The organism is Pseudomonas uvaldensis, from assembly GCF_021271205.1.
GTDB lineage: Bacteria > Pseudomonadota > Gammaproteobacteria > Pseudomonadales > Pseudomonadaceae > Aquipseudomonas > Aquipseudomonas uvaldensis.
On the sequence record NZ_JAIWKS010000005.1, the window covers coordinates 40,972 to 67,092 of the forward strand.

At 59.5% G+C, this 26,121-nt stretch carries 17 protein-coding genes and 1 tRNA gene; 15 read left to right on the forward strand and 3 right to left on the reverse strand.

The features are described from left to right. Positions 1-253 precede the first annotated feature (253 nt). The 4 genes from LCU97_RS12585 to LCU97_RS12600 all read left to right on the forward strand — a co-directional run bounded on the left by LCU97_RS12585 (position 254) and on the right by LCU97_RS12600 (position 6,417). The gene (locus LCU97_RS12585) at positions 254-2,176 is read left to right on the forward strand and encodes a PrkA family serine protein kinase (RefSeq protein ID WP_053156351.1); all 1,923 of its coding nucleotides are present in this window, start codon (positions 254-256) and stop codon (positions 2,174-2,176) included. A gap of 117 nt (positions 2,177-2,293) precedes the next feature. Beyond that, positions 2,294-3,565 carry a YeaH/YhbH family protein gene (locus tag LCU97_RS12590; protein ID WP_053156348.1) on the forward strand — a complete coding sequence of 424 codons (1,272 nt, stop codon included), beginning with the start codon at positions 2,294-2,296 and terminating at the stop codon, positions 3,563-3,565. After that, complete coding sequence (locus LCU97_RS12595; RefSeq protein WP_053156345.1) at positions 3,562-5,127, forward strand: SpoVR family protein; 1,566 nt, start codon at positions 3,562-3,564, stop codon at positions 5,125-5,127. Before LCU97_RS12590 ends, LCU97_RS12595 begins: the two co-directional genes overlap by 4 nt. 63 nt (positions 5,128-5,190) lie before the next feature. Next, the gene (locus LCU97_RS12600) at positions 5,191-6,417 is read left to right on the forward strand and encodes a multifunctional CCA addition/repair protein (RefSeq protein WP_232776612.1); all 1,227 of its coding nucleotides are present in this window, start codon (positions 5,191-5,193) and stop codon (positions 6,415-6,417) included. A 139-nt stretch (positions 6,418-6,556) separates the two neighbouring features. Here LCU97_RS12600 and folK read toward each other — a convergent pair whose 3' ends face one another. After that, the gene (gene folK / locus LCU97_RS12605; protein WP_053156339.1) at positions 6,557-7,084 is read right to left on the reverse strand and encodes a 2-amino-4-hydroxy-6-hydroxymethyldihydropteridine diphosphokinase; all 528 of its coding nucleotides are present in this window, start codon (positions 7,082-7,084) and stop codon (positions 6,557-6,559) included. Beyond that, complete coding sequence (gene folB, locus LCU97_RS12610) at positions 7,075-7,428, reverse strand: dihydroneopterin aldolase (protein ID WP_053156336.1); 354 nt, start codon at positions 7,426-7,428, stop codon at positions 7,075-7,077. The genes folK and folB overlap by 10 nt, the downstream gene beginning before the upstream one ends. Before the next feature lie 74 nt (positions 7,429-7,502). On the opposite strand from folB, the gene plsY reads away from it, so the two are divergent. Continuing rightward, positions 7,503-8,072, forward strand: coding sequence for a glycerol-3-phosphate 1-O-acyltransferase PlsY (gene plsY, locus LCU97_RS12615; RefSeq protein WP_232776614.1), 570 nt, complete (start codon positions 7,503-7,505; stop codon positions 8,070-8,072). A 7-nt stretch (positions 8,073-8,079) separates the two neighbouring features. Here the strand turns inward: plsY and tsaD are convergent, their stop codons facing one another. After that, positions 8,080-9,105, reverse strand: coding sequence for a tRNA (adenosine(37)-N6)-threonylcarbamoyltransferase complex transferase subunit TsaD (gene tsaD / locus LCU97_RS12620; protein WP_053156482.1), 1,026 nt, complete (start codon positions 9,103-9,105; stop codon positions 8,080-8,082). 198 nt (positions 9,106-9,303) lie between these two features. Here tsaD and rpsU point away from each other — a divergent pair, with 198 nt between their 5' ends. The 10 genes from rpsU (at position 9,304) to pqqF (ending at position 26,071) form a co-directional block, all read left to right on the forward strand. After that, positions 9,304-9,519 (forward strand): 30S ribosomal protein S21, encoded by a 216-nt coding sequence (gene rpsU / locus LCU97_RS12625; RefSeq protein WP_002551877.1) that lies wholly within the window; start codon positions 9,304-9,306, stop codon positions 9,517-9,519. Positions 9,520-9,999: 480 nt separating this feature from the next. Then, on the forward strand, positions 10,000-11,955 hold the full coding sequence (gene dnaG / locus LCU97_RS12630; protein ID WP_232776615.1) for a DNA primase: 1,956 nt from the start codon (positions 10,000-10,002) through the stop codon (positions 11,953-11,955). A 67-nt stretch (positions 11,956-12,022) separates the two neighbouring features. Continuing rightward, positions 12,023-13,870 carry an RNA polymerase sigma factor RpoD gene (gene rpoD, locus LCU97_RS12635; RefSeq protein ID WP_053156327.1) on the forward strand — a complete coding sequence of 616 codons (1,848 nt, stop codon included), beginning with the start codon at positions 12,023-12,025 and terminating at the stop codon, positions 13,868-13,870. A 123-nt stretch (positions 13,871-13,993) separates the two neighbouring features. After that, positions 13,994-17,737: a bifunctional diguanylate cyclase/phosphodiesterase gene (locus LCU97_RS12640; protein WP_232776619.1), complete on the forward strand. Its 3,744-nt coding sequence runs from the start codon at positions 13,994-13,996 to the stop codon at positions 17,735-17,737. Between the two features lie 15 nt (positions 17,738-17,752). Next, a tRNA-Ile gene (locus LCU97_RS12645) sits at positions 17,753-17,829 on the forward strand. A gap of 139 nt (positions 17,830-17,968) precedes the next feature. After that, positions 17,969-20,359: a sulfite exporter TauE/SafE family protein gene (locus LCU97_RS12650; protein WP_332875344.1), complete on the forward strand. Its 2,391-nt coding sequence runs from the start codon at positions 17,969-17,971 to the stop codon at positions 20,357-20,359. A 35-nt stretch (positions 20,360-20,394) separates the two neighbouring features. Further along, a complete protein-coding gene (locus LCU97_RS12655; protein ID WP_232776623.1) occupies positions 20,395-20,856 on the forward strand; it encodes an Lrp/AsnC family transcriptional regulator in 462 nt (153 codons plus the stop codon). 217 nt (positions 20,857-21,073) lie between these two features. Then, positions 21,074-22,756: a flavin monoamine oxidase family protein gene (locus LCU97_RS12660; protein WP_053156321.1), complete on the forward strand. Its 1,683-nt coding sequence runs from the start codon at positions 21,074-21,076 to the stop codon at positions 22,754-22,756. A gap of 25 nt (positions 22,757-22,781) precedes the next feature. Continuing rightward, a complete protein-coding gene (locus tag LCU97_RS12665; RefSeq protein ID WP_232776625.1) occupies positions 22,782-23,576 on the forward strand; it encodes a carbon-nitrogen hydrolase family protein in 795 nt (264 codons plus the stop codon). A gap of 41 nt (positions 23,577-23,617) precedes the next feature. Further along, entirely contained in the window at positions 23,618-26,071 is a 2,454-nt protein-coding gene (gene pqqF / locus LCU97_RS12670; RefSeq protein WP_232776628.1) for a pyrroloquinoline quinone biosynthesis protein PqqF, read from the forward strand. The last annotated feature ends 50 nt before the right edge of the window (positions 26,072-26,121 follow it).

Below are 26,121 nucleotides of genomic sequence, written 5' to 3' on the forward strand. Positions count from 1 at the left end.
GCAGACGAACGGTCTGCCATAACTTATTACGCATTCCACCTGTGCCTCTCCGATTCCGAACTATTCTTAGCCTCAGGCCATCCAAAACAGGGGAGAGCCGGTACACCGGCGCGCGGATCATCGGGAGTCAGCTTTCAAGAACCTGGATTCTTGGAAGCATTCTGGGGGGTAAACGGCAGCTGGGTTCCCAGCGGCTGGCCAGCATCGACTGATTGATCCGACACCGGCTCCACGTATCGAGCGAGGTGACGTCATGAGTATTTTTAGCCACTTCCAGCAACGTTTCGAGTCCACGCGGCAGGAGGAGTACTCGCTGCAGGAATACCTCGAACTCTGCAAGCAGGATCGCAGCGCCTACGCATCGGCTGCGGAACGTCTGTTGCTGGCCATCGGAGAACCGGAACTGCTGGACACCTCGACCAACTCGAGGCTCTCGCGGATCTTTTCCAACAAGGTGATCCGCCGCTATCCGGCCTTTGAAGACTTCCACGGGATGGAAGAATGCATCGACCAGATCGTGTCGTATTTCCGCCACGCCGCCCAAGGCCTGGAGGAGAAGAAACAGATTCTCTATCTGCTCGGCCCGGTAGGTGGCGGTAAGTCGTCCCTGGCCGAGAAGCTCAAGCAATTGATCGAGAAGGTGCCCTTCTATGCCATCAAGGGCTCGCCGGTTTTCGAATCGCCCCTGGGGCTGTTCAATGCCACCGAGGACGGTGCGATTCTTGAAGAAGACTTTGGCATACCGCGGCGTTACCTCAACACCATCATGTCGCCATGGGCCACCAAGCGCCTGGCCGAGTTCGGCGGCGACATCAGCCAGTTCCGCGTGGTCAAGCTCTACCCGTCGATCCTCAACCAGATCGGGGTAGCCAAGACCGAACCCGGGGACGAAAACAACCAGGATATTTCGGCACTGGTGGGCAAGGTCGATATCCGCAAGCTGGAAGAATTCCCGCAGAACGACGCCGACGCCTACAGCTACTCGGGGGCATTGTGCCGGGCCAACCAGGGCCTGATGGAATTCGTCGAGATGTTCAAGGCACCGATCAAGGTACTGCACCCCTTGCTGACCGCCACTCAGGAAGGCAACTACAACAGCACCGAGGGCCTGGGGGCGATTCCGTTCAGCGGTATCCTGCTGGCCCACTCCAACGAGTCGGAATGGCATACCTTCCGCAACAACAAGAACAACGAAGCGTTCATCGACCGGATCTACATCGTCAAGGTGCCATACTGCCTGCGGGTCACAGACGAGGTGAAGATCTACGACAAACTGCTGTTCAACAGCTCCCTGTCCAAGGCCCACTGCGCTCCGGACACACTGAAAATGCTGGCCCAGTTCACCGTGCTGTCACGCCTCAAGGAACCGGAGAACTCCAACATCTATTCCAAGATGCGCGTGTACGATGGCGAGAACCTCAAGGACACCGATCCGAAGGCCAAGTCGATCCAGGAATACCGCGACAATGCGGGTGTCGACGAAGGGATGAACGGACTGTCTACACGTTTCGCGTTCAAGATCCTGTCCAAGGTCTTCAACTTCGATCCCCACGAGATAGCGGCCAACCCGGTCCACCTCCTGTACGTACTGGAACAGCAGATCGAGCAGGAACAATTCCAGGCGGAAACCCGCGAACGCTATCTGCGCTTCCTCAAGGAATACCTCGCGCCACGTTATATCGAGTTCATCGGCAAGGAAATCCAGACCGCGTACCTGGAGTCCTACAGCGAATACGGCCAGAACATCTTCGACCGCTACGTGCTGTACGCAGACTTCTGGATTCAGGACCAGGAATATCGCGATCCGGAAACCGGAGAAATTCTCAATCGCGTAGCGCTTAACGAAGAGCTGGAAAAAATCGAAAAACCGGCTGGCATCAGCAATCCGAAGGACTTCCGCAACGAAATCGTCAACTTCGTATTGCGTGCCCGCGCCAACAACAACGGCAAGAACCCAACCTGGCTCAGCTATGAAAAGCTGCGGGTGGTCATCGAGAAGAAAATGTTCTCCAACACTGAGGATCTGCTGCCGGTCATCAGCTTCAACGCCAAGGCCAGCAAGGAGGATCAGCAAAAACACAACGACTTCGTTACACGCATGGTCGAACGTGGCTACACCGACAAACAGGTACGGCTGCTCTCCGAGTGGTACCTGCGGGTCCGGAAATCGCAGTGAGGCAGCTGCAAGCTATAAGCCGCAGGCCGCAAGAGAAAGGCGAATACCCTCAGTAGTCCGGGTAACGGCTTCTACTTGCTGCTTGCAGCTCACAACTTGAAGCTACCCGGAGGGCCTATGAGCTATGTGATCGACCGACGCCTTAATGGCAAGAACAAGAGCACGGTGAACCGCCAGCGGTTTCTGCGGCGTTATCGTGACCATATCAAGAAGGCCGTTGAAGAGGCGGTCAGTCGCCGTTCCATTACCGATATGGAGCATGGCGAACAGATCAGCATCCCTGGCCGCGACATCGATGAGCCAGTGCTTCACCATGGCCGCGGTGGCAAACAGACCGTCGTGCATCCCGGCAACAAGGAATTCACCAGCGGCGAGCACATTCCCCGTCCACCGGGCGGAGGCGGCGGCAGAGGCCCCGGCAAGGCCGGTAATTCCGGCGAAGGCATGGACGAATTCGTGTTCCAGATCACCCAGGAGGAATTCCTGGAATTCATGTTCGAGGATCTGGAGTTGCCGAACCTGGTCAAACGCAACCTGACCGGTACCGATACCTTCAAGACTGTACGCGCCGGTATCAGCAACGAAGGTAATCCGTCACGCATCAACATCATCCGCACCCTCCGCTCGGCCCATGCCCGGCGCATCGCCCTGTCTGGCAGCAGCCGGGCGAAACTGCGGGAAGTCAAAGAGGAACTGGCCCGTCTGAAACAGGAAGAGCCTGACAATTTTGGCGATATTCAGGACCTGGAAGCCGAGATAGAGAAACTCAGCGCCCGGATTCATCGGGTGCCGTTCCTGGACACCTTCGACCTCAAGTACAACCTGCTGGTCAAGCAGCCCAACCCAAGCTCCAAAGCCGTCATGTTCTGCCTGATGGACGTGTCCGGCTCCATGACCCAGGCAACCAAGGACATCGCCAAGCGGTTCTTCATCTTGCTGTACCTGTTTCTCAAGCGGAACTACGACAAGATCGACGTGGTGTTCATTCGCCACCACACCAGTGCCCGTGAAGTGGATGAGGAAGAGTTCTTCTATTCCAGGGAAACCGGCGGCACCATCGTTTCCAGCGCCTTGAAATTGATGCAGGAAATCATGGCCGAACGCTACCCCGCCAATGAATGGAACATCTACGCAGCCCAGGCATCCGATGGTGACAACTGGAACGACGACTCGCCGATCTGTCGCGACATCCTGATCAACCAGATCATGCCGTTCGTCCAGTACTACACCTATGTGGAAATCACACCGCGGGAACATCAGGCCCTGTGGTATGAATACGAACGCATTGCCGAAGCCTTCTCCGATACGTTCGCTCAACAGCAACTGGTCTCGGCCGGGGATATCTATCCGGTCTTCCGTGAACTCTTCCAGCGCAGGTTAGTGACATGACCGCCAAAAAAGAGCAGAAGCGCCAGCCTATTTCCACCGGCTCCGAATGGACGTTCGAGCTGATCCAGGCCTACGACCGTGAAATCAGCCGTATCGCGGACCGTTATGCCCTCGACACCTATCCCAACCAGATCGAGGTAATCACCGCCGAACAGATGATGGACGCCTATGCGTCGGTCGGCATGCCACTGGGTTACCACCACTGGTCCTACGGCAAGCACTTCCTCAGCACCGAAAAATCCTACACACGTGGCCAGATGGGGCTGGCCTATGAAATCGTGATCAACTCCGACCCTTGCATCGCTTACCTGATGGAAGAAAACACTATCTGCATGCAGGCGCTCGTGGTCGCGCATGCCTGCTATGGCCACAACAGCTTCTTCAAGGGCAACTACCTGTTCCGCACCTGGACCGATGCCAGCTCGATCATCGATTATCTGGTGTTCGCCAAGCAGTACATCATGCAATGCGAGGAGCGCCACGGCATCGACGCGGTGGAGGACCTGCTGGACTCCTGCCATGCGCTGATGAACTACGGGGTCGACCGCTACAAAAGGCCCTACCCGATCTCCGCCGAAGAAGAGCGCCGGCGTCAGAAGGATCGTGAAGAGCATCTGCAAAAGCAGATCAACGATCTGTGGCGGACCATTCCCAAGGGCGCCGACAAGTACAGCGAGAAGGACAATGCGCGCTTTCCCGCCGAACCCCAGGAAAACATCCTTTATTTCATCGAAAAACACGCTCCGCTGCTGGAACCGTGGCAGCGGGAAATCGTGCGTATCGTGCGCAAGATCGCCCAATACTTCTATCCACAACGCCAGACCCAGGTGATGAACGAGGGATGGGCCACGTTCTGGCACTACACGCTGATGAACGACCTGTATGACGAAGGCCTGGTCACCGATGGCTTCATGATGGAGTTCCTGACATCCCACACGAGCGTGGTATTCCAGCCCGGCTTCGATAGCCCTTATTACAGTGGCATCAACCCTTACGCGCTGGGCTTTGCCATGTACCGCGACATTCGGCGCATGTGTGAGAACCCCACCGAGGAAGACCGCCGGTGGTTCCCCGAAATCGCTGGCTCGGACTGGTTATCCACGATCAAATTCGCCATGAGCAGCTTCAAGGACGAGAGCTTCATCCTGCAGTACCTCTCGCCCAAGGTGATCCGGGACTTGAAGTTGTTCAGCATTCTTGACGATGACCAAAAAGATGACCTGCTGGTGCCCGCCATTCACGACGAAAGCGGCTACCGCATCATTCGCGAGACCCTCGCTGCGCAATACAACCTGGGCAATCGCGAGCCCAACGTACAGATCTACAGCATCGATCGCCGTGGGGATCGCTCGCTGACCCTGCGACACCAGGCACATAACCGTAAACCACTGGGCGACTCCACCGATGAGGTGCTCAAGCATCTGCACCGTCTGTGGGGCTTCGACATCCATCTGGAAACCCTACAAGGCGACCAGGTGATGAAAACCCACCATGTGCCCCCCAGAGCCGAGCAAGCAGAAGGAGACTATGGCCGGCTGGACCTGGCTGTCATTCATCTTTGATTTCGCTTTCGCCTCCGAAGGTCCGGCGCAAAGGTTATCCTGTCGGATCAACGGAGGTTTTTTATGCAGATTTACAAAGTCGGCGGTGCCGTTCGTGATCGCCTGCTGGGCATTCCCGTCACCGATATCGACCGGGTTGTGGTGGGCGCTACCGCCGAGGAAATGCTTGCCAAGGGGTTTCGTCCCGTAGGCGCAGACTTTCCTGTGTTTCTTTCCCCGGACACAGGGGAGGAATACGCCCTCGCCCGCACCGAACGCAAAAGCGGTCGGGGTTATGGTGGTTTCGTGTTTCATGCCAGCCCTGAAGTAACGCTTGAAGAAGATCTGGTTCGCAGGGACTTGACCATCAACGCGATGGCCGAAGATGACGAAGGCAATCTCACTGATCCATACCATGGCCAGCGCGATCTCGAAGCACGACTTTTGCGCCACGTTTCCCCGGCATTCGCCGAAGATCCTCTCCGAGTCCTGCGGGTTGCACGCTTTGCCGCTCGCTATGCGCCGCTGGGCTTCAAGGTAGCCGATGAAACCCTTGAACTGATGCGTCAACTAAGTCATTCCGGCGAGCTGGAAGCCTTGACGGCCGAGCGCAGCTGGAAGGAAATCTCCCGCGCCCTGATGGAAAATCAACCACAGGTCTTCATCCAGGTCTTGCGCGACTGTTCGGCCCTCGAGGTCCTGATGCCTGAGGTCGACGCGCTGTTCGGTGTCCCCCAACCGGAAGCCCATCATCCGGAAATCGACACCGGAGTGCACACACTGAGCGTATTGGAACAAGCCGCCCTGTACCAGCAACCGCTGACCGTCCGCTGGGCTTGCCTGCTCCATGACTTGGGAAAAGGCCTCACGCCCGAGCATGAGTGGCCGCGACATATCGCTCATGAACACAAGGGATTGAAACCTATCAAAGCGGTGAGCGAGCGCTTCAAGGTGCCTCGCGACTGCCAGGAACTGGCATTACTGGTCGGCCAATACCATACCCATTGTCATCGCGCACTTGAGCTGAAGGCCTCCACGCTGCTCGAACTGTTACAGAGTTTCGACGTGTACCGTCGTCCTCAGCGCTTCGAGGAATTCATTGCGGCATGCGAGATGGATGCGCGCGGACGCAAGGGGCTTGAACAACGAAGTTACCCACAGGCTGACTACTTGCGCGGCGCGGCAGCAACGGCTCGCGCAGTGGCGGTGCAGCCTTTGCTGGAGAAGGGTTTCAAGGGGCCGGAGCTGGGTGAGGCGATCAAACGCGAGCGGCTGAAGGCATTGAAAGCTTACAAGGGAGCCGCAAACTGACGGAACGTTGTGTCAGTTGGCAGTTGTGGGTTGATGCACCACCGCCATCGCGAGCAGGCTCGCTCCCACAGGGTTTGCGGTGAATGAAGTCCTGAGATCTACCGCAGTCAAGGTGGGAGCGAGCCTGCTCGCGATGGCGTCAGCTGCTTCGCAGAAGATCCAGCGGGGTGAGCTGCTCACCGCGCCACTCAAAAGCTACCGGCGCCAGCACCTGATCGATTTGCGATTCATCCCACAAAGCGGCGAAGCTCTTACCGACGCCCGGGTGCACCCGATCCGGTGCAATCAACGATAAAGGCCACAAGACAAAGGCATTCTTGAGGATTTCTGCGCGAGGCAGGACCAGTCCGTCGAAATTGCCTACTTGCTCGCCATACAGCAGAACGTCGATGTCCAGCGGCAGACCCTTGCGGTCCGGTGCATAGCGACCATTGTCCGCCTCGATGAACTTCAGACGACGATCCAGCTCCATCAATGGCAAGTCCGTGTAGGCCGACACGACGAAGTTGAAGAACGGTCCGCTCTTGATGCCCACCGGCTGGCTTTCGAACACGGCCGAACAGCGGATGTCCACCAGGAAGCCGGCGAGAGCTTCAAGCCCGGCACGCAAATGAGTTTCGCGCTCGATATTACTACCGAGCCCGAGAAAGACCTGTATCAGCGACATCCGCGCTCGATCTCCACGCCAACACCGCGGGCCGCCGGAACGGCGCCAGGCTTGGTCACCTTCAGCCGCAGCCAGGTAATCTTGAACTCGTCCATCAACTCCTGGGCCAGTCGTTCGGCAAATGTCTCGACCAATTGAAACCGGGCCTGCCCGGCAAATGCCTGGATACGCGACGATACGCTGGCATAATCGAGCGCAAGGTTGAGGTCGTCACCGGCGGCGGCCGGGCGGTTATCCCAGGCGAAACTCAGATCAAGCCGCAGGCATTGTCGGATGTCTCGTTCCCAGTCGTAGGCACCGATTACCGTGTCGACTTCCAGGCCTTCGATAAACACTCTGTCCAAGCACTCTTCTCCGCAGCACGACAAGGGCGCAATGCGCCGTTAGAATCAGGGCGTCCTCGCCCGGAATAGTTAGCATGTTTTGGTTACTGGCGGTCCTCGCCTACCTGCTCGGCTCGCTGTCCTTCGCCATTTTGCTCAGCCGCCTGACGGGTCGTCCCGATCCGCGAACGAGTGGCTCAGGCAATGCCGGCGCTACCAACATGCTGCGCCTGGCCGGACGCAAGCTTGCCGTCCTGACCCTGCTCGGTGACCTCTGCAAAGGCCTTGTACCGGTACTGATCGCCAACCTTGCAGGGCTTTCATTGCAGCAACAGGCCTGGATCGGCGTCTGCGCTGTCATCGGTCATCTGTTTCCACTGTACTTTCGCTTTCGGGGCGGCAAAGGGGTCGCTACCGCCGCCGGGATGCTGCTGGGGCTCTATCCACCCGCCGCACTGCTGGCCGTCTCGGCCTGGCTACTGATGTTCTATCTGACCCGCACCAGCTCACTGGCCGCACTGATCGCCACACCGCTGACCTTGCCCTTGCTGGCCTGGCAGGAACCGCAGGCTCTGCTGCCGATGACCGCGCTTGTCACGCTGATCGTCTGGCGTCACCGGGGCAATCTACGCGACCTGTTCGCCGGACGCGAACGGCATTTCTAGATACGTGTCACAGCGGCGACAGCTGCTCCATGGGCCAACGTGCCTGCACACTGATCGCCAGGCTCTCTTGCTGGCCGGCCATGAGCCGCTGACAGCCGGCATAGGCAATCATCGCGCCGTTGTCGGTGCAAAATTGCGGTCGGGCGTAATAAACGCCGCCCTTCATGTCACCGAGCATTTTCTCCAGGGACATTCGCAAAGCCTTGTTCGCACTCACCCCGCCAGCGATCACCAGGCGCTTGAGCCCGGCCTGCTTCAGGGCGCGCTTGCACTTGATGGTCAAAGTCTCCACCACGGCTTGCTGGAACGCCAGAGAGATGTCGCAACGGGCTTGCTCACTGTCGTCCCCGGCGACGATGCATTGCTGCCAGGTATTCAGGGCGAAGGTTTTCAAGCCGCTGAAACTGAAGTCCAGGCCAGGCCGGTCGCACATTGGGCGCGGGAACACGAAGCGCCCCTCAACCCCTTGGGCCGCCAGCCGCGCAATTTCCGGTCCGCCCGGATAGTTGAGCCCCATCATTTTTGCGGTTTTGTCGAACGCTTCCCCGGCGGCGTCATCAAGAGACTCCCCCAACAGCTCGTATCGGCCAATGCCATCGACCCGGACCAATTGCGTGTGCCCGCCGGAAACCAACAAAGCGACGAACGGAAATTCCGGCGGCTGCGACTCCAGCATAGGAGCAAGCAAATGGCCTTCCATGTGGTGCACACCCAACGCCGGAATACCCCAGGCAAAGGCCAGCGCCTGGGCACAGGAAGCCCCGACCAGCAAGGCGCCCACCAGGCCGGGGCCTGCGGTGTAGGCGATGGCATCGATCTCGGTCGGCACACAGCCGGCATCGGCCAGGACCTGGCGGATCAAGGGCAGCATGCGCTTGACGTGATCGCGGGACGCCAACTCCGGCACCACACCGCCATAGGCGCGGTGCAGGTCGATCTGGCTGAACAACGCATCGGCCAACAGGCCGCGTTCGCTGTCGTAAAGCGCGACGCCGGTTTCGTCGCAGGACGTTTCTAATCCCAGTACTAGCATGGCTTGCGCCTTGTGGAGGCTGAATTCGAAGGCGCGCATAATAGTCGCCGCGTTGTGCCCCGACCAGCGGTTTTCGATCAGAGGCTTTGCATTCCGAGCGTTGAGGGGTTAACATCCGCAACCCTTAAAAACCGACGTCTTCAAGCGCTCTTTTGCCGCGAGGATGTTGACCCCGGTAATGAATGAAGGTAGCTCTGGATGCCAGCCGTCAAAGTAAAAGAGAACGAACCCTTCGACGTAGCTCTGCGTCGTTTCAAGCGCTCCTGCGAAAAAGCCGGTGTTCTGGCTGAAGTTCGTAGCCGCGAATTCTACGAGAAGCCGACTTCCGAGCGTAAGCGCAAGGCAGCAGCCGCTGTTAAGCGTCACGCCAAGAAAGTCCAGCGCGAACAGCGCCGCGCCGTACGTCTGTACTGATACACAGACGTTCGTAGCAAGCTTCTGCCAAGCCCGGCCCTCAAGCCGGGCTTATGGCATTTGCGGAATAACGCTTGATGCTTCATCGTCGAAGCCGCAGACGCGACCGAGACAACTGCTTTACCGCGTCAGACCTGGCTCTTCTGCCAGCGGTGCACGTCTCTTCTGACGAGCCTTCCAAGGCTACTGACGAGCACACCCTGATTCCTCTAACGACGATCAGCCCAAGGCACCTGCATGCGTGCCCGCTCCACGAGCTATCCGAGGCCTGACCGGCCGTTACCGGACTCAGCGCAACATTTTCAGACCGTCGAATACTGACAGTAATTAACGTCAGTGGATTATCGGCAGATACACTTCCCGACAGCAATGACGCAGATGACCCGGTCGAGCCACCGCTTCAACAGTGCCTCAAGATCAGGAACCGGTTACGCCTGCTGATTTCGGGGCCCTATTTCACGCAGTGATGACGAGAACGCCATGGCCGGGTTGATTCCCCAGAGCTTTATTGACGACCTCCTGAACCGCACCGACATCGTCGACGTGGTCAGTTCTCGCCTGCAACTGAAGAAAGCCGGCAAGAACTACACGGCCTGCTGCCCGTTCCACAAGGAAAAGACTCCATCTTTCAGCGTCAGCCCCGACAAGCAGTTTTACTATTGCTTCGGCTGTGGCGCTGGCGGCAACGCCCTCGGCTTTATCATGGACCACGACAACCTGGAGTTCCCTCAGGCTGTTGAAGAGCTGGCGAAAGCCGCCGGCATGGAAATCCCCAGAGAGGAAAGCGGGCGGGCACGCAAGCCGCGCCAACCGACCGACTCCCCGCTCTACCCCTTGCTGGCCGCGGCGGCCGACTTTTATCGCCAAGCCCTCAAAAGCCACCCAGCCCGCAAGGCAGCCGTTGACTACCTCAAGGGCCGCGGCCTGACTGGCGAAATAGCCCGAGACTTCGGCCTCGGCTTCGCCCCGCCCGGCTGGGACAACCTTTACAAGCACTTGAGCAGCGATACGCTTCAGCAGCGCGCCATGATCGACGCTGGTCTGCTGATTGAGAATGCCGAGACCGGCAAGCGCTACGACCGCTTCCGCGACCGGGTAATGTTCCCGATCCGTGACACCCGCGGGCGAATCATTGCCTTCGGCGGTCGCGTCCTGGGGGACGACAAACCCAAGTACCTGAACTCACCGGAAACTCCCGTATTCCATAAAGGCCAGGAGCTCTACGGCCTGTACGAGGCGCGCAAGAACAACCGCAACCTCGACGAGATCATCGTCGTCGAAGGCTACATGGATGTTATCGCCCTGGCCCAGCAAGGTCTGCGTAATGCCGTGGCGACCCTGGGCACGGCCACCAGCGAAGAACACATGAAGCGCCTCTTTCGCGTGGTGCCCAGCGTGCTGTTTTGCTTCGACGGCGACCAGGCTGGTCGCAATGCAGCCTGGCGCGCACTGGAGGCGACGTTACCGAGTCTGCAGGATGGCCGCCGGGCGCGTTTTCTATTCCTGCCCGAGGGCGAGGACCCGGATACCTTGGTGCGCTCCGAAGGTACCGATGCGTTCCGTGCGCGGATCAACCAGCACGCGCAACCTCTGGCCGATTATTTTTTCCAGCAGTTGACCGAAGAAGCCGACCCACGCTCCCTCGAAGGCAAGGCCCACATGGTCACGCTCGCGGCACCACTGATCGACAAGGTGCCCGGCGCCAACCTGCGCACACTGATGCGCCAGCGCCTGACCGAAATCACCGGGCTCAGCAGCGAGGCCGTCAGTCAGATGGCTCACAGCGCCCCGCAGGAAGCCCCACCGGCTTACGACCCAGGTATCGATTACGACGCGATGCCGGATTTCGCCGACTATCATCAACCTCAACAGGACTACGCGCCGCAGCAGGAATGGACGCCGAAAAAAAACGGCGGCGGCAAGAAATGGGACAAGAAACCCTGGAACAAAAACGGCAAGCGCGGCGATCGCGACCAGCCACGTGCCCCACGCGTGCCGGCCGCCGTCGAACCTCCAACACTGGCCGCCCTGCGGACCTTGCTGCATCACCCGCAACTGGCCGAAAAGGTCGAGGACGCGGGGCACTTCGCCGCCGAGGACCATAGCAATACGCAGTTACTGGTCGCGCTCCTCGAAGCCGTGCAGAAGAACCCCCGGCTAAACTCCTTCCAGCTGATCGCACGGTGGCACGGCACCGAGCAGGGACGCCTGTTGAAGGCCCTGGCCGAAAAGGAGTGGCTGATTGATGGAGACAACCTTGAACAACAGTTTTTCGACACCATTACTAGCTTGTCCGCCCGCCAACGCGAGCGAAACCTTGAACAACTTCTGCGAAAAGCTCGCCAGAGTGAGCTGACCAGCGAAGAGAAAAACCAATTGCGCGACTTACTTAGCCGCAATGTTTGCGCATCAAACCCGACCTCAACTGGCGCGTGAGGTCACAGCTCAGGTATAATCCTCGGCTTGTTTTTTGCCCGCCAAGACCTTCAGTGGATAGGGTGTTATGTCCGGAAAAGCGCAACAGCAGTCTCGTATCAAAGAGTTGATCCTATTGGGTCGTGAGCAGGGCTACCTGACTTACGCGGAGGTCAACGACCACCTGCCGGAGGATATTTCAGATCCGGAACAGGTGGAAGACATCATCCGCATGATCAACGACATGGGGATCAACGTATTCGAGGTTGCGCCAGATAAGGATGCCCTTATGCTGGCCGACGCCGATACCGACGAGGCGGCCGCGGAAGAAGCGGCAGCAGCGTTGGCGGCGGTCGAGACCGACATTGGTCGCACCACCGACCCCGTGCGCATGTACATGCGGGAAATGGGGACGGTAGAACTCCTCACGCGTGAAGGCGAAATCGAAATCGCCAAGCGTATTGAAGAAGGCATCCGTGAAGTGATGAGCGCAATCGCGCACTTCCCTGGCACGGTTGACCATATTCTCTCCGAATACACTCGCGTCACCACCGAAGGTGGTCGCCTGTCCGACGTCCTGAGCGGTTATATCGACCCGGATGACGGCACCACGCCGCCTGCCGCCGAAGTACCGCCGCCTCTGGACACGAAAGCCGACAAGGCTGACGACGACAGCGACGACGAAGACGCAGAAGCCAGCGAAGACGAGGAAGAGGCCGAAAGCGGTCCGGACCCGATCATCGCCGCACAGCGTTTCGGCGCCGTGGCCGAGCAGATGGAAATCACCCGCAAGGCCCTGAAAAAGCACGGACGTGACAACAAGCAGGCGATTGCCGAACTGTTGGCGCTGGCCGAGCTGTTCATGCCGATCAAGCTGGTGCCCAAGCAGTTCGAAGGCTTGGTCGAGCGTGTTCGCAGCGCCCTGGATCGCCTGCGTCAGCAAGAGCGCGCAATCATGCAACTGTGTGTTCGCGACGCCCGTATGCCGCGCGCTGACTTCCTGCGTCAGTTCCCTGGCCACGAAGTCGACGAAAGCTGGAGCGATGCACTGGCCAAGGGCAAGACCAAATACGCTGAAGCCATTGCTCGCCTGCAGCCGGACATCATTCGTTGCCAGCAGAAACTCAGCGCGCTGGAAACCGAGACCGGCCTGAGCATTGCCGAGATCAAGGACATCAACCGTCGCATGTCGATCGGTGAGGCCAAGGCCCGCCGCGCGAAGAAAGAGATGGTCGAAGCGAACCTGCGCCTGGTGATCTCCATCGCCAAGAAATACACCAACCGTGGTCTGCAATTCCTCGACCTGATCCAGGAAGGCAACATCGGCTTGATGAAAGCGGTGGACAAGTTCGAATACCGTCGTGGCTACAAGTTCTCGACCTACGCCACCTGGTGGATCCGTCAGGCAATCACCCGCTCGATCGCCGACCAGGCACGCACCATCCGTATTCCGGTGCACATGATCGAGACGATCAACAAGCTCAACCGCATTTCCCGGCAGATGTTGCAGGAAATGGGTCGCGAACCGACTCCGGAAGAGCTGGGCGAACGCATGGAAATGCCTGAGGACAAGATCCGCAAGGTGTTGAAGATCGCCAAAGAACCGATCTCCATGGAAACGCCAATCGGTGACGACGAAGATTCCCATCTGGGTGACTTCATCGAAGACTCCACCATGCAGTCGCCGATCGATGTCGCCACTGTCGAGAGCCTCAAGGAAGCGACTCGCGAGGTACTTTCCGGCCTCACTGCCCGTGAAGCCAAGGTCTTGCGCATGCGCTTCGGGATCGACATGAACACCGACCACACGCTCGAAGAAGTCGGTAAGCAGTTCGACGTGACCCGTGAACGGATTCGTCAGATCGAAGCAAAGGCGTTACGCAAATTGCGCCACCCGACGCGAAGCGAGCACCTGCGCTCCTTCCTCGACGAGTGACCCTTAAAACCCCCGGCCTGGCCGGGGGTTTCTTTATGTGCAGATAAAATCCCCTTCGCGACGCTCCCGCCCCGTTGCCCGTCTACACTCGAAACATCCTCCCAGATTCATGACGAGACCGTGATGCCCAGACTGACGGCCATGCTCTTGCTGTCATTATTGACCTGGACCGCAACGGCTGGCGCGTTGACGCTCACCGACGAAGAGTTGGGCTGGCTCAAGGCCCATCCCAACCTGCGTCTGGGCGTCGATGCCTCATGGCCGCCATTCGAATTTCGCGACGATCGGGGCCGCTATCAAGGGCTGGCTGCTGATTACGTCGATGTCATTCGCGAACGGCTGGCTATCACGCTGACCCCTATTGAGCCAGTCAGCTGGACCGCGGTGTTGGAACAGGTGGCCCAGGGCAAGATCGATTTGCTGCCGGGTATCATGTCCACCCCCGAACGCCAAAATTACCTGGCGTTCACGCGCCCCTATCTCGACTTCCCAATTGTCATTCTGGCCCACCAAGGCAGAGCCCAACCTCATAATCTTCAAGACCTGTATGGGCTGAAAATCGCTGTCGTGGAGAACTATGCCCCCCATGAGTTGCTACGCAATCATCATCCTGACCTGAACCTGGTGGCACTGCCCAACGTCAGCTCAGCCCTGCAAGCCTTGGCGACTGACCAAGTGGATGCCGTGGTGGGCGACCTGGCATCCAGTGTCTGGAGCCTGCGCCAGCTCAAATTGGAAGGACTCTACGTCAGTGGCGAAACGCCTTATCGCTATCAGCTGGCAATGGCCGTACCTCGCGACGAAAAGATACTCGTCACTATCCTGGATAAAGTCATCGCGGACATGAGCCCGGCCGAGATCAGCGAAATCCAGGAAAAGTGGATCGGCAACGTACGGGATTATCGGCAACTCTGGTCGGATCTTCTGTTCTATGGTCTGCCCGGTTTATTTATCCTGATTGGCATCCTGGCGGTGGTGATTCGCATCAACCGTCGCCTTAGCTCGGAGATTGCCCGCCGGGTCGATTTGGAACAGGAGCTGCGCAGCAGCGAATACCACTACCGCGGACTGGTGGAAAGCCTTTCGGCGATTGCCTGGGAAGCCAGGGTCAGTGATTACACTTACAGCTACGTGTCGCCCCATGCCGAAGACTTGCTCGGCTATCCCTTGGCCCATTGGCTGATTCCGGGCTTCTGGCGCAACATCATTCATCCGGCCGACCTGATCCGCGCCCAGACTTATTGCGATCAGGAAATACACGCCGGCCGTGACCATTGCATTGATTACCGGGTGATTACCGCCGATGGCCGTTGCCTGTGGGTACGTGACATTGTCAGCCTGATCCAGCACGGTCATGAGCCCGTGATGCGCGGGCTGATGATTGACATCAGTGAAGCCAAACGCACCGAGGAAGCGCTGCGTTTCTCGGAGCAGAAATTCGCATCGGTGTTCCGGCAGTGCCCGGACATCCTGGTCATTGCGCGCTTAATGGACGGATGCCTGCTGGAGGTCAACAAAGCCTTTGAGGAACAGATCGGCCTGAGCGCCGAAGACGTCGTGGGCCAGACCGCGACCGAACTGAACATCTGGGGCATCCAGGGCGTCGGGCCGAGCCTGCTGCAGCGCTTGCAAGCCGGTAGTATCCGCAACCTGGAAATGCCCTTTCGCCGCAGCAACGGTCAGGTGTTCACCGGCCTGATCTCTGCCGAACCCTTCGATCTCGACACGACGCCGGCCCTGGTCGTGGTGGTGCGTGACATCAGCCAGCTCAAGGAAACCCAACAACAACTGCAGATTTCCGAGGAGAAGTTCGCCAAGGCTTTCCATGCTTCGCCCGACGGCCTGTTGCTGTCCCGGCAGAGCGACGGCCTGCTGATCGAGGTAAACGAAGGCTTCAGTCGCATTACCGGCTTCAACAGCGCGCTATCGGTAGATCGCTCTACCCTGGATCTGGGCATCTGGGTCAACCTCAATGAGCGCAAGCATATGCTGGAACTGCTGCAACGGGACGGTTTCGTGAGGGATTTCAGCTGCCATATCCGTCGCAACGACGGCCAGATAAGGTTATGCGAAGTGTCCAGCCGTCCGCTGCCGATCGGCAATGAGAACTGCATGCTGACCATCGCCCGGGACATCACCGAACGTCATCTGATGCAGGAAAAGCTGCAGCAGGCCGCCACGGTGTTCGAAAGCACGGCAGAAGGCGTGTTGATCACCGATACACAGCAACACATCAGCGCCGTGAACCGCGCCTTCACCGAGATCACGGGCTATAGCGAAACCGAGGCCTTGGGCCATACGCCGCGCTTATTGGCTTCTGGCCTGCACGACAGCGCGTTCTACGCCGCCATGTGGCATCAACTGACGGCGGAAGGGCATTGGCAGGGAGAGATTTCCAACCGGCGCAAGAACGGCGAGTTGTACCCCAGTTGGCTCACCATCAGCGCAGTACGCAATCGTGATCAGCAAATCACCCATTTCGTGGCGGTATTCGCTGACATCTCCAGCCTCAAGCATGCCCAGGCCAAACTCGACTACCAGGCCCACCACGACCCTCTCACCGGGCTGCCGAATCGCACGCTGTTCGAAAGCCGCTTGCTCACGGCCTTGAACAGCCAGCAGGAAAATGGCGGTCAGGGCGCGGTGCTGTTTCTGGACCTGGACCGCTTCAAGCACATCAACGACAGCCTCGGGCATCCGGTCGGCGACCTGCTGCTCAAGGGCATTGCCGTACGCCTGCGCGAGCAGTTGCGGGACATCGACACCGTGGCGCGGCTGGGCGGCGACGAGTTCATCATCCTGCTCCCGGGGCTGCAGCAACCCAGCGACGCCGAACACATCGCCATGAAGCTACTGAATTGTTTCGCCGCGCCGTTCCAGGCCGGCGAGCACGAATTTTTCATCAGCGCCAGCATCGGCACCAGCCTTTATCCCCAGGACGGTTGCGATGTCGCCACGCTGGTCAAGAACGCCGATGCGGCCATGTATCGCTCCAAGGCCAAGGGCCGCAACCGGGTGGAAAGCTATACCCGCGACCTCACCGCCCAGGCCAGCGAACGCGTGGCCCTGGAACACGAGCTGCGGCGGGCCATCGAGCGCAGCGAGTTGTCGCTGTCCTTCCAACCCAAGATCAGCCTCGCCGACAACCGACTGGTAGGTGCCGAGGCATTGATTCGTTGGACTCACCCCACATTCGGCGATGTGCCTCCAGAGCACTTCATTCCCCTGGCGGAGGAGAACGGGATGATCCTGCAAATCGGCGATTGGGTGCTGGAACACGCCTGCCGGCAGCTGTGTGAATGGAACAGCTCCTGCGAGAGCTTCGGCCCGCTTTCGGTGAACCTCGCCGGGGCCCAGCTGCGCCAACCCAACCTGCTGGGGCGCATCGAGCAATTGCTGCGGGAGCACCATCTCAAGCCCGGCCTGTTGCAACTGGAAATTACCGAAAACTTCATCATGAGCCAGGCCGAAGAAGCCCTGACGGTCCTGCACCAGCTGAAGAAGCTTGGCGTTCAACTGGCCATCGACGACTTCGGCACGGGCTATTCCTCCCTGAGCTACCTCAAGCGCCTGCCATTGGACATCCTCAAGATCGACCAGTCCTTCGTCCGCGGCCTGCCCGACGACCCCCACGATGTGGCCATCGTACGAGCAATCATTGCCCTGGGCCGCAGCATGCAGTTCTCCATCATCGCCGAAGGCGTCGAAACCCTGGCTCAGCAGCAATTCCTGGCCGAAGAAGGCTGTGAGCAGATCCAGGGCTACATCATCAGCCTCCCCCTCTGCGCCGAAGAGTTCGCCGCGACGTTTCTGCGTGTGACCGTATCGGATTTTTCGGATAGCACAGCCGAGAAACCGTCGCTATAATCCGCGGCCTACTGAGGGCCTATAGCTCAGTCGGTTAGAGCAGAGGACTCATAATCCTTTGGTCCACGGTTCGAGTCCGTGTGGGCCCACCAACTTGAAAGCCGCGCATTGCGCGGCTTTCGCGTTTCTGAGAGGGTAGCCGCTTCACTTCTTCGATCTGTTGCACCCATCCTCAACGAGACGCCCATCATCGCCAGCCCTACCCCCAGCCTCCCCCGCCTGTTCCTCGACTTGTTCTGGCAGCTCGGCATCCTGCTGGTGCCCGCCTTTTTCGTCACGGTGCTGCCACCCCCGCTGGCTTTACTGACGGTACTGTTCTTCGGCCTGTTGATGGGACTTGCGGCGCGGCTGGGCTTTCTATCGGTGGGACGGGGCTGTGCCCGGTTGATGATCGGCGCTGTGTTTGGCCTGGGATTCAGCCTGGGCAGGACATTGCCCGAATGGTGGGGCATCCTGGTGGCAATTGTCGCCATTATTGGCGGGCTCGCATGTGTCAGCAAATGGGAGCGGCGTCTTGGCCTGGTTACGGATCCTGTCAATGGGCCCAGCGCCTGGGGTGGATCCGAGCCGCAACAGACCCCTGAAGGCGAGCCGATCAGAGTGTTCAATCATGGGGAAATCGCAATGGGTGGCCCGACCTATTGCGACTTTCTGTTCCCCGATGGCGTGCTTCTGCAAGGCCTGGGTTCTTCTGCCGTGTTTTCTGATGACGGACGATATTTCGCCGCGCCTGTGCCGTCCCGACAGAGCTGGGGACTGGTGCTGCTCGATCGCCAACAGCGCCGAGTATACCGCTGCGAAAACAGCGAGTTCTGGGAACTGGATACGCTGGACCTCAACGGGTTGAGCGACCGCCACAGTCCGCTGGTGGACAACAGCGCACGTCAGGGCCGGCTCGATGAGCTGTTACAAACGGCCAACGTCGTCGATCTGGTGCCGGTCGTCGATCTGTGGCTGGAGCCCGGTTGGTATCCAGAGCATATTCCGCAAACTTTCGAACGACGCTCCGCGGATGGCCTGCAATGTCTGCGGGGCGAGCTATCGCTGCCCACGACTTTCCGCGACCTGCCCCAGCCGTTGGAGCCACTGAGTTCACCGCGCTATACGGTCAGCATCAATGAACAGCCGTCCGGCCTGACGATGGCAGCCGATACACCGGTGATATGGAGCACTGACCAGCGCGCCCTGGTGTGTCAGGCCCAGGAGCAAACCGGTCATCCGGAGGGCGACCGCTACTGGTTGTGGCGCGCCGACGGCGGCTGGCGAGCCCTCCCCTCTCCCTGGGTGAAAAGCGACGCGGAGCCCTCTTTCTATTGGCATGAATTGTTGAGCCTTGACGAGCAGCATGTGCGTATCGCCTCGTACCTCGACTATCCACGGCCCAGCAGCGGCCGCCATGGTTATCGCCTCGACAGCATCCACAGCGACACCGAAATCCAGGCAGGCCACGACGCCGAAGGGCGTGTGCAAGTCGCTGAGTTTCAGTTGACCCGCATGAGTATCGCAATGCCCCTGGACAGCCTGGGCCGGCGAGGCGACTCGTTCATCGAGACGCAGCCGATGCAGGACGGTGTCCGTGCCCATCTGGTCTGGCTGGCTGACAACCATGACGGCCTTGGGACCTACCGCTGCGAAATCGGCGACTGGAAATTACCGGGACGCTGGTTGATGGATCATCGCGTCTGCGATTGCGGGCGCTATCTGGCGTTGTTGCCCTTCACAGATTCGATGCCTTTAGCCACACGTGCGGTGGTGGTCGACGTGGAACACCAACGCCTGTGGGAGGGCCCTGAAATGTGGACGGCCCGAATCCTCGATTTTCGCGATGGCCGCCTGAGCCTGGCCGTCGCTGCCGGCGCGCTAGACGAGGGCCTGGAAAGCAGCGCACTGCAACGCTTCAACATTCCGGCGCCGCCAATAGGCAGCGACCCTGCGTTCTTTCACCCCAACGGACGCTACCGGCTGTTCTACGACACGGTTGAGCTGCAAGTGACCGACTCACAACTCTACCGCGTTGCTCCCTGGCGCCAAGTGGATTGTCCGCAAGTAGCCAACGCCGACGGCGACTTCATCCAGCCCGCCCCCGATCATCAGGACGCCGCCTGGTTGTTCGGCAGCGAGACAGAATATGCAGACAGTTGGGTGCGGCCCAATACGCCGCGACTCGGCGGTTATCTACTGACGGCTTCTGGCTGCGCCTTGAGCGATCTGGCCCCCTCGATGGTCTGGTCAGTGGATGGCCGCTACCTCGCCCTGACCCGTATGGCTACGGATGCGACAGAGCTCTGCGGAAACTACCGGGGCTGGCAGCTGCTGCTACTCGATATCCAGGAACACACGTTACGGGTGCACTCCCAATGGCTGGGCAACCGCCCGCTGTTCGAGGGGTTCGATGAGAAGTACGTGCATGTACGCTGTTTCGAGCGAGACTGGGAAGCCGAAGACGATGATGATCAGGGTTCGCTGCACGCGCTCGCCCTGGATCTGTTGCTGAAATTGCCGGCCGAACAACTGATTTGCCAGGACGGTTTGTGGCTCAGGGCTTCGCAAACGCACCTGGCTCCTGCCTGGCGAGCGCTGACTTTACCTTCTGTTGGCTATTTCGAGCGGCGGAGCCTGTAACATGCCCGCCACCGATGCCTGCACCGGAGTTCACCTTGTCTGACACCCGCCCTCCCGTCCTTGACGAAATCGACCGCCAATTGATCGCGGCCCTGCAAATAAACGCCCGGGAAAGCGTCGCCATGCTTGCCCGCCAGTTGGGCATCGCCCGTACCACCGTGACCTCGCGCCTGGCACGACTGGAAAAAGCCAAGGTCATTACCGGATATGGCGTGCGCCTGGGACAGCGCGTAATCGATGGTGGTCTGCAGGCCTACGTCGGCATCAAGGTCCAGCCGCGCTCCGGCAAGGACGTGTTGCGCCGGTTGAGCGCCATGGCCCAGGTCCAGCAGTTATGCGCGGTCAGTGGCGAATTCGATTATGTGGCTTGGCTGCGTACCGATTCGCCGGAACAGCTTGACCAGTTGCTGGACCAGATCGGTGGCGTGGACGGCGTGGAGAAGACCACCACCTCGATCATTCTCAGCAGCAAGATTGATCGGGGTCAGCCGGTCTAAAGGCCTATGTTGCAAAACCCCTTGTGGGAGCGAGCCCGCTCGCTCCCACAAAGGCCTGCTTCGTCATTTAGACCTGAGCAATTGTCGAAATGACTTGTATCGAATCAAATCGACGACACATTGCGTCTTATTAACGTGTTTCACGCTCTCTAGAATGACCGGCATCTTTCCTATACTCAGACGCGAATGCCGCGTCGAGTCGCCATCAAGGTCAGCCATGAACAAGAACAATCGCCACCCCGCAAACGGCAAAAAGCCCATCACCATTTTCGGGCCGGATTTTCCTTTCGCCTTTGATGACTGGATCGAGCATCCGGCGGGCCTGGGCACCATTCCGGCTCATAACCATGGTGCCGAAGTGGCAATTGTCGGCGCCGGGATCGCCGGGCTGGTGGCGGCGTACGAATTGATGAAGCTGGGCCTCAAGCCGGTGGTCTACGAGGCGTCGAAGATGGGCGGACGCCTGCGCTCACAGGCGTTCAATGGTGCCGAAGGCATCGTCGCCGAGTTGGGGGGCATGCGCTTTCCGGTGTCGTCCACGGCGTTCTATCACTATGTCGACAAGCTGGGCCTGGAAACCAAGCCCTTTCCCAACCCGTTGACCCCCGCCTCGGGCAGCACTGTCATCGATCTGGAAGGCCAGACCTATTACGCCGAGAAGATGGCGGACCTGCCGGCACTGTTCCAGGAAGTGGCGGATGCCTGGGCCGATGCGCTGGAGGACCGCTCGCGCTTCAGCGAGATCCAGCAGGCGATTCGCGACCGCGACGTGCCTCGCCTCAAGGAACTGTGGAATACCCTCGTCCCCCTGTGGGATGACCGCACTTTCTACGATTTCGTCGCCACCTCCAAGGCGTTTGCCAAACTCTCGTTCCAGCACCGCGAAATATTCGGCCAGGTCGGGTTCGGCACCGGTGGATGGGACTCGGACTTTCCCAACTCGATGCTGGAAATTTTCCGCGTGGTGATGACCAACTGCGACGATCATCAGCATCTGGTGGTCGGCGGCGTCGAACAGGTGCCCCACGGCATCTGGAAACACGTGCCGGAGCGCTGCGCGCACTGGCCGGAAGGCACCAGCCTGAGCTCGCTGCACCTCGGCGCTCCCCGCAGCGGTGTAAAACGCATCGCACGCGCCGACAATGGCCAGTTCAGCGTGACGGACGTATGGGATAACACTCGCGAATATGCCGCGGTGCTGGTCACTTGCCAGAGCTGGCTGCTGACCACCCAGATCGAATGCGAGGAAGCGCTGTTCTCGCAAAAGATGTGGATGGCCCTGGACCGCACCCGCTACATGCAATCGTCCAAGACCTTCGTGATGGTCGACCGCCCGTTCTGGAAGGACAAGGACCCGGAAACCGGTCGCGACCTGATGAGCATGACCCTGACCGACCGCCTGACCCGTGGCACTTACCTGTTCGATAACGGTGATGACAAGCCCGGGGTCATCTGCCTCTCGTACTCGTGGATGAGCGATGCGCTGAAAATGCTGCCGCATCCAGTAGAAAAGCGCGTGAAACTGGCGCTGGATGCCTTGAAGAAGATTTACCCCAAGGTGGACATCGCCGCGCGGATCATCGGCGATCCGATCACCGTATCCTGGGAAGCGGACCCGCATTTCCTTGGCGCATTCAAGGGCGCCCTGCCTGGCCACTATCGCTACAACCAACGCATGTACGCACATTTCATGCAGGACGACATGCCGGCCGAACAACGAGGGATCTTTATCGCGGGCGATGACGTCTCATGGACACCGGCCTGGGTTGAAGGCGCGGTACAAACCTCGCTCAATGCCGTGTGGGGAATCATGAAACACTTCGGCGGTGAAACTCACCCCGAGAACCCGGGTCCAGGTGATGTGTTCCACGAGATCGGTCCGATCGCACTGCCTGAATAAGCGGCCCGAATAAAAGGAGTTGTCGATGCGCGTAGCCCTTTACCAATGCCCACCGCTGCCACTGGATCCGGCTGCCAACCTGCAACGCCTGCACCGGGTGGCGTTGGAGGCCAGGGGCGCCGATGTGCTGGTACTGCCGGAAATGTTCCTGACCGGCTACAACATCGGCGTCGACGCGGTGAATGTATTGGCCGAGGTCTACAACGGCGAATGGGCGCAGCAGATCGGCCGCATTGCCAAGGCGGCCGGCCTGGCGATTCTCTATGGCTATCCCGAACGCAGCGAAGACGGGCAGATCTACAACTCGGCGCAACTGATCGATGCCGAGGGGGAACGCCTCGCCAACTATCGCAAAAGTCATTTGTTTGGCGATCTCGACCACGCGATGTTCAGCGCCGGTGATTCGGCGCTTCCGATCGTAGAGCTCAACGGTTGGAGGCTTGGATTCCTGATCTGCTACGACCTGGAATTCCCGGAAAACGCCCGGCGCCTGGCCCTGGCCGGTGCCGAGTTGATCCTGGTGCCGACCGCCAACATGCAGCCCTACGAGTTCATCGCCGACGTCACCGTGCGCGCCCGGGCCATCGAGAACCAATGTTTCGTGGCATACGCCAATTACTGCGGTCATGAAGGTGAATTGTTGTATTGCGGTCAAAGCAGCATCGCCGCACCGGACGGCAGCCGCCCCGCGCTTGCCGGGCTGGATGAGGCCTTGATCGTGGGCGAGCTGGATCGGCAGTCGATACAAGCCTCCCGCGAGGCCTACAACTACCTCCATGACCGTCGTCCCGAGCTTTATGGCGACTTGCACAAACGTTGACCTTATCCGAGCATGAGCGCTTCTCTGCCCTGGAAGCGCTCATGCCGGCCCCCGACTCCCTCCACCTTCATACTGAAACCCTGGCTAACGGTTTGCAGGTGACGCTGCGTCATGCATCCGATCTCAAGCGTAGCGCCGCCGTGTTGCGAGTGGCGGTCGGTAGTCATGACGCACCGCAGGCCTGGCCGGGAATGGCGCACTTTCTCGAGCATCTTTTCTTCCTCGGTACAGAGCGGTTTCCTGCAAAACAGAACCTGATGGCCTACGTGCAACACCACGGGGGCCAGATCAATGCTCGCACCAGTGAGCGCACCACGGATTTCTTCTTCGAGTTGCCATCCACCGCCTTCGCTGACGGGCTGGATCGGCTGGCGGACATGCTCGCCCATCCGCGCCTGGATGAAGCCGATCAGTTAAGGGAGCGGGAAGTGCTGCAGGCGGAATTCGTTGCCTGGTCTCAGGACGTCACGGCCCAGCGGCAGGTGGCCTTGTACAATGGATTATCGGCATCCCATCCATTGCGAGGCTTCCATGCCGGCAATCGAGACAGCCTCGCCGTGCAACAGCCTGAATTCCAGACAGCACTCAGGGATTTTTACCGACAGTTCTATCAGAGCGGCCAAATGACCCTGAGCCTGGCGGGCCCGCAGAGCTTCGACGAGCTAAAGACGCTGGCTGAACGTTTCGCTGGCAACCTGCCCCGGGGACAAACCGTTGTCAGGCCATCGCCGTCGAAGCTGATGGCCTCGCCAGCAGCCAGTTATCAACAGGTCGGCAAAGCTCGCCTCGACCTGCTGTTCACCTTCGAACAGTTGCCGGTCGCCTCGCCCCAAGCCATGGACTTTCTCTGCACATGGATGAATTCCAGTAAAGCTGGGGGATTGCTCGCCACGTTGCGCCAGCTAGGCCTGGTCGACAACCTAAAGGCCACGCCGCTTTACGCGTTTGCAGGGCAGGCGCTACTGCACATTGAATTCAAGCTGGAAAACGATCAAGCGATGGATCGTATCCGGCCGTTGTTGCACGACTGGCTGGGATTTTTCGCCGCCCAGGATGACTGGGCGCCCTTGCGCAATGAGTTCACAGCCGTGCTGCGTCGCCGACAGGAGATCGCCACGGCCTTGCAACTCGCCCGCCAGGACAACGAAGGGCGAGAAGCATCGCTGTCGGGAAATGACCTCGCGAGGCTCAGGGAGATCCTCAACCAGATGCAACCTGCTGAGCACGTCACGGGAGCCTGGCAACTGCCCGCGCCCAATCCTTTCCTGCAAACATCCGGCGAACCTCCCCGCACCGGGCTGATACGCGGCCAAACCAGCGCCCACCGGGGCTTGCGCACCTTCGCTCAGGACCGCTCCCGCAGTCGTCGCGAACGCTCGCCCATGCAGTTCAGCCAGGCACTGCCCGATCACACCCGTGAAGGAGCGATATACCTGCGCTGGCGTTTGGCGGGGCAAGCGCCGGGCGACCTTCAAACCAGGCTCGAGCGACATTTGCTGGATCTACATGAGGATGCCAGTCAAGCGGGCGTGGACGTCACGTTCGAAACCGGCAGTGACCAGTGCCTGTTGAAACTGACCGGCTTACAAGCGCCCATGCCGCAGGTTCTTGAGCACGTGCTGGCGAAGCTGGAACAGCCGCTGCCCCCGCCCCAAGCGGAAAGCGAAACGTCGTTGATGCCGATTCGACAGTTGCTCAAGGCATTGGCTGATCCCGGCTTACACCGCTCGCATCCAACGACGATGCCAACACCCGACGCATCCCTCTGGACCACGGCCCAGTGGGATGGATTGGCCTTGGGCCTGTCAGCGACCACCCAGGCGGCCATGGGCCCGGCATTGGCTCGGGTTCCGGGCATTGCAGGGCACCCTGCCGAATCCACGCGGCCAAACATGCAATGCACCTGGAACAGGCTTCAGACCGAGGGTGACGAACAGGCCGTATTGCTGTTTTGTCCGACACCCACGGCAGAACTGTCCGATGAGGCCTCCTGGTGGCTGTTGGCACAGCTCTGTCAGACACCGTTTTACCAGCGCTTGCGGGTGGAACTGCAATTGGGCTATGCAGTGTTCAGCGGCTTGAAGCAGATCAATGGACAAACAGGCCTGCTCTTCGGCGTCCAGTCTCCCGATATCCCGGCGCCTCAACTGGTCGCCCACATCGAACAGTTCCTGGAGGGGCTGACGGATCTGATCCGACAGACCGACGATTCGACTTTGTGCAGTCACCAGCGGACTCTGGCAGCACAATTCCAGGGCAATGCCCTGGCCTGCGCCCAAGCGGCCGAGCTGCTCTGGCAAGGGAAACTGGCCGGAAGGCCATCTGATTATCTCCAACAGCTGTCCGACGCCATCGGACAGATAAACAGAGAGCAACTGCTGACCGCCGCCCGGCGTTTGATCGATGCCGAAGGTGGGCGTCATTGCTTGAGCAACGGCCCTTGTCCGGAAGGACGCTGGCAAGCGGCACCACGATCGTTACAACCGCTGCAATGAGCTTTCTCAAAGAATCGCCGCGAACGAAAATGTCAGATTTAGTAACATAG

Excerpts from the sequence above, each read along its gene's own strand:
- LCU97_RS12585 (WP_053156351.1), top strand. The coding sequence starts at position 254 with ATGAGTATTTTTAGCCACTTCCAGCAACGTTTCGAGTCCACGCGGCAG.
- LCU97_RS12590 (WP_053156348.1), top strand. The coding sequence starts at position 2,294 with ATGAGCTATGTGATCGACCGACGCCTTAATGGCAAGAACAAGAGCACG.
- LCU97_RS12595 (WP_053156345.1), top strand. The coding sequence starts at position 3,562 with ATGACCGCCAAAAAAGAGCAGAAGCGCCAGCCTATTTCCACCGGCTCC.
- LCU97_RS12600 (WP_232776612.1), top strand. The coding sequence starts at position 5,191 with ATGCAGATTTACAAAGTCGGCGGTGCCGTTCGTGATCGCCTGCTGGGC.
- folK (WP_053156339.1), bottom strand. The coding sequence starts at position 7,084 with ATGTCGCTGATACAGGTCTTTCTCGGGCTCGGTAGTAATATCGAGCGC.
- plsY (WP_232776614.1), top strand. The coding sequence starts at position 7,503 with ATGTTTTGGTTACTGGCGGTCCTCGCCTACCTGCTCGGCTCGCTGTCC.
- tsaD (WP_053156482.1), bottom strand. The coding sequence starts at position 9,105 with ATGCTAGTACTGGGATTAGAAACGTCCTGCGACGAAACCGGCGTCGCG.
- rpsU (WP_002551877.1), top strand. The coding sequence starts at position 9,304 with ATGCCAGCCGTCAAAGTAAAAGAGAACGAACCCTTCGACGTAGCTCTG.
- dnaG (WP_232776615.1), top strand. The coding sequence starts at position 10,000 with ATGGCCGGGTTGATTCCCCAGAGCTTTATTGACGACCTCCTGAACCGC.
- rpoD (WP_053156327.1), top strand. The coding sequence starts at position 12,023 with ATGTCCGGAAAAGCGCAACAGCAGTCTCGTATCAAAGAGTTGATCCTA.
- LCU97_RS12640 (WP_232776619.1), top strand. The coding sequence starts at position 13,994 with ATGCCCAGACTGACGGCCATGCTCTTGCTGTCATTATTGACCTGGACC.
- LCU97_RS12660 (WP_053156321.1), top strand. The coding sequence starts at position 21,074 with ATGAACAAGAACAATCGCCACCCCGCAAACGGCAAAAAGCCCATCACC.
- LCU97_RS12665 (WP_232776625.1), top strand. The coding sequence starts at position 22,782 with ATGCGCGTAGCCCTTTACCAATGCCCACCGCTGCCACTGGATCCGGCT.
- pqqF (WP_232776628.1), top strand. The coding sequence starts at position 23,618 with ATGCCGGCCCCCGACTCCCTCCACCTTCATACTGAAACCCTGGCTAAC.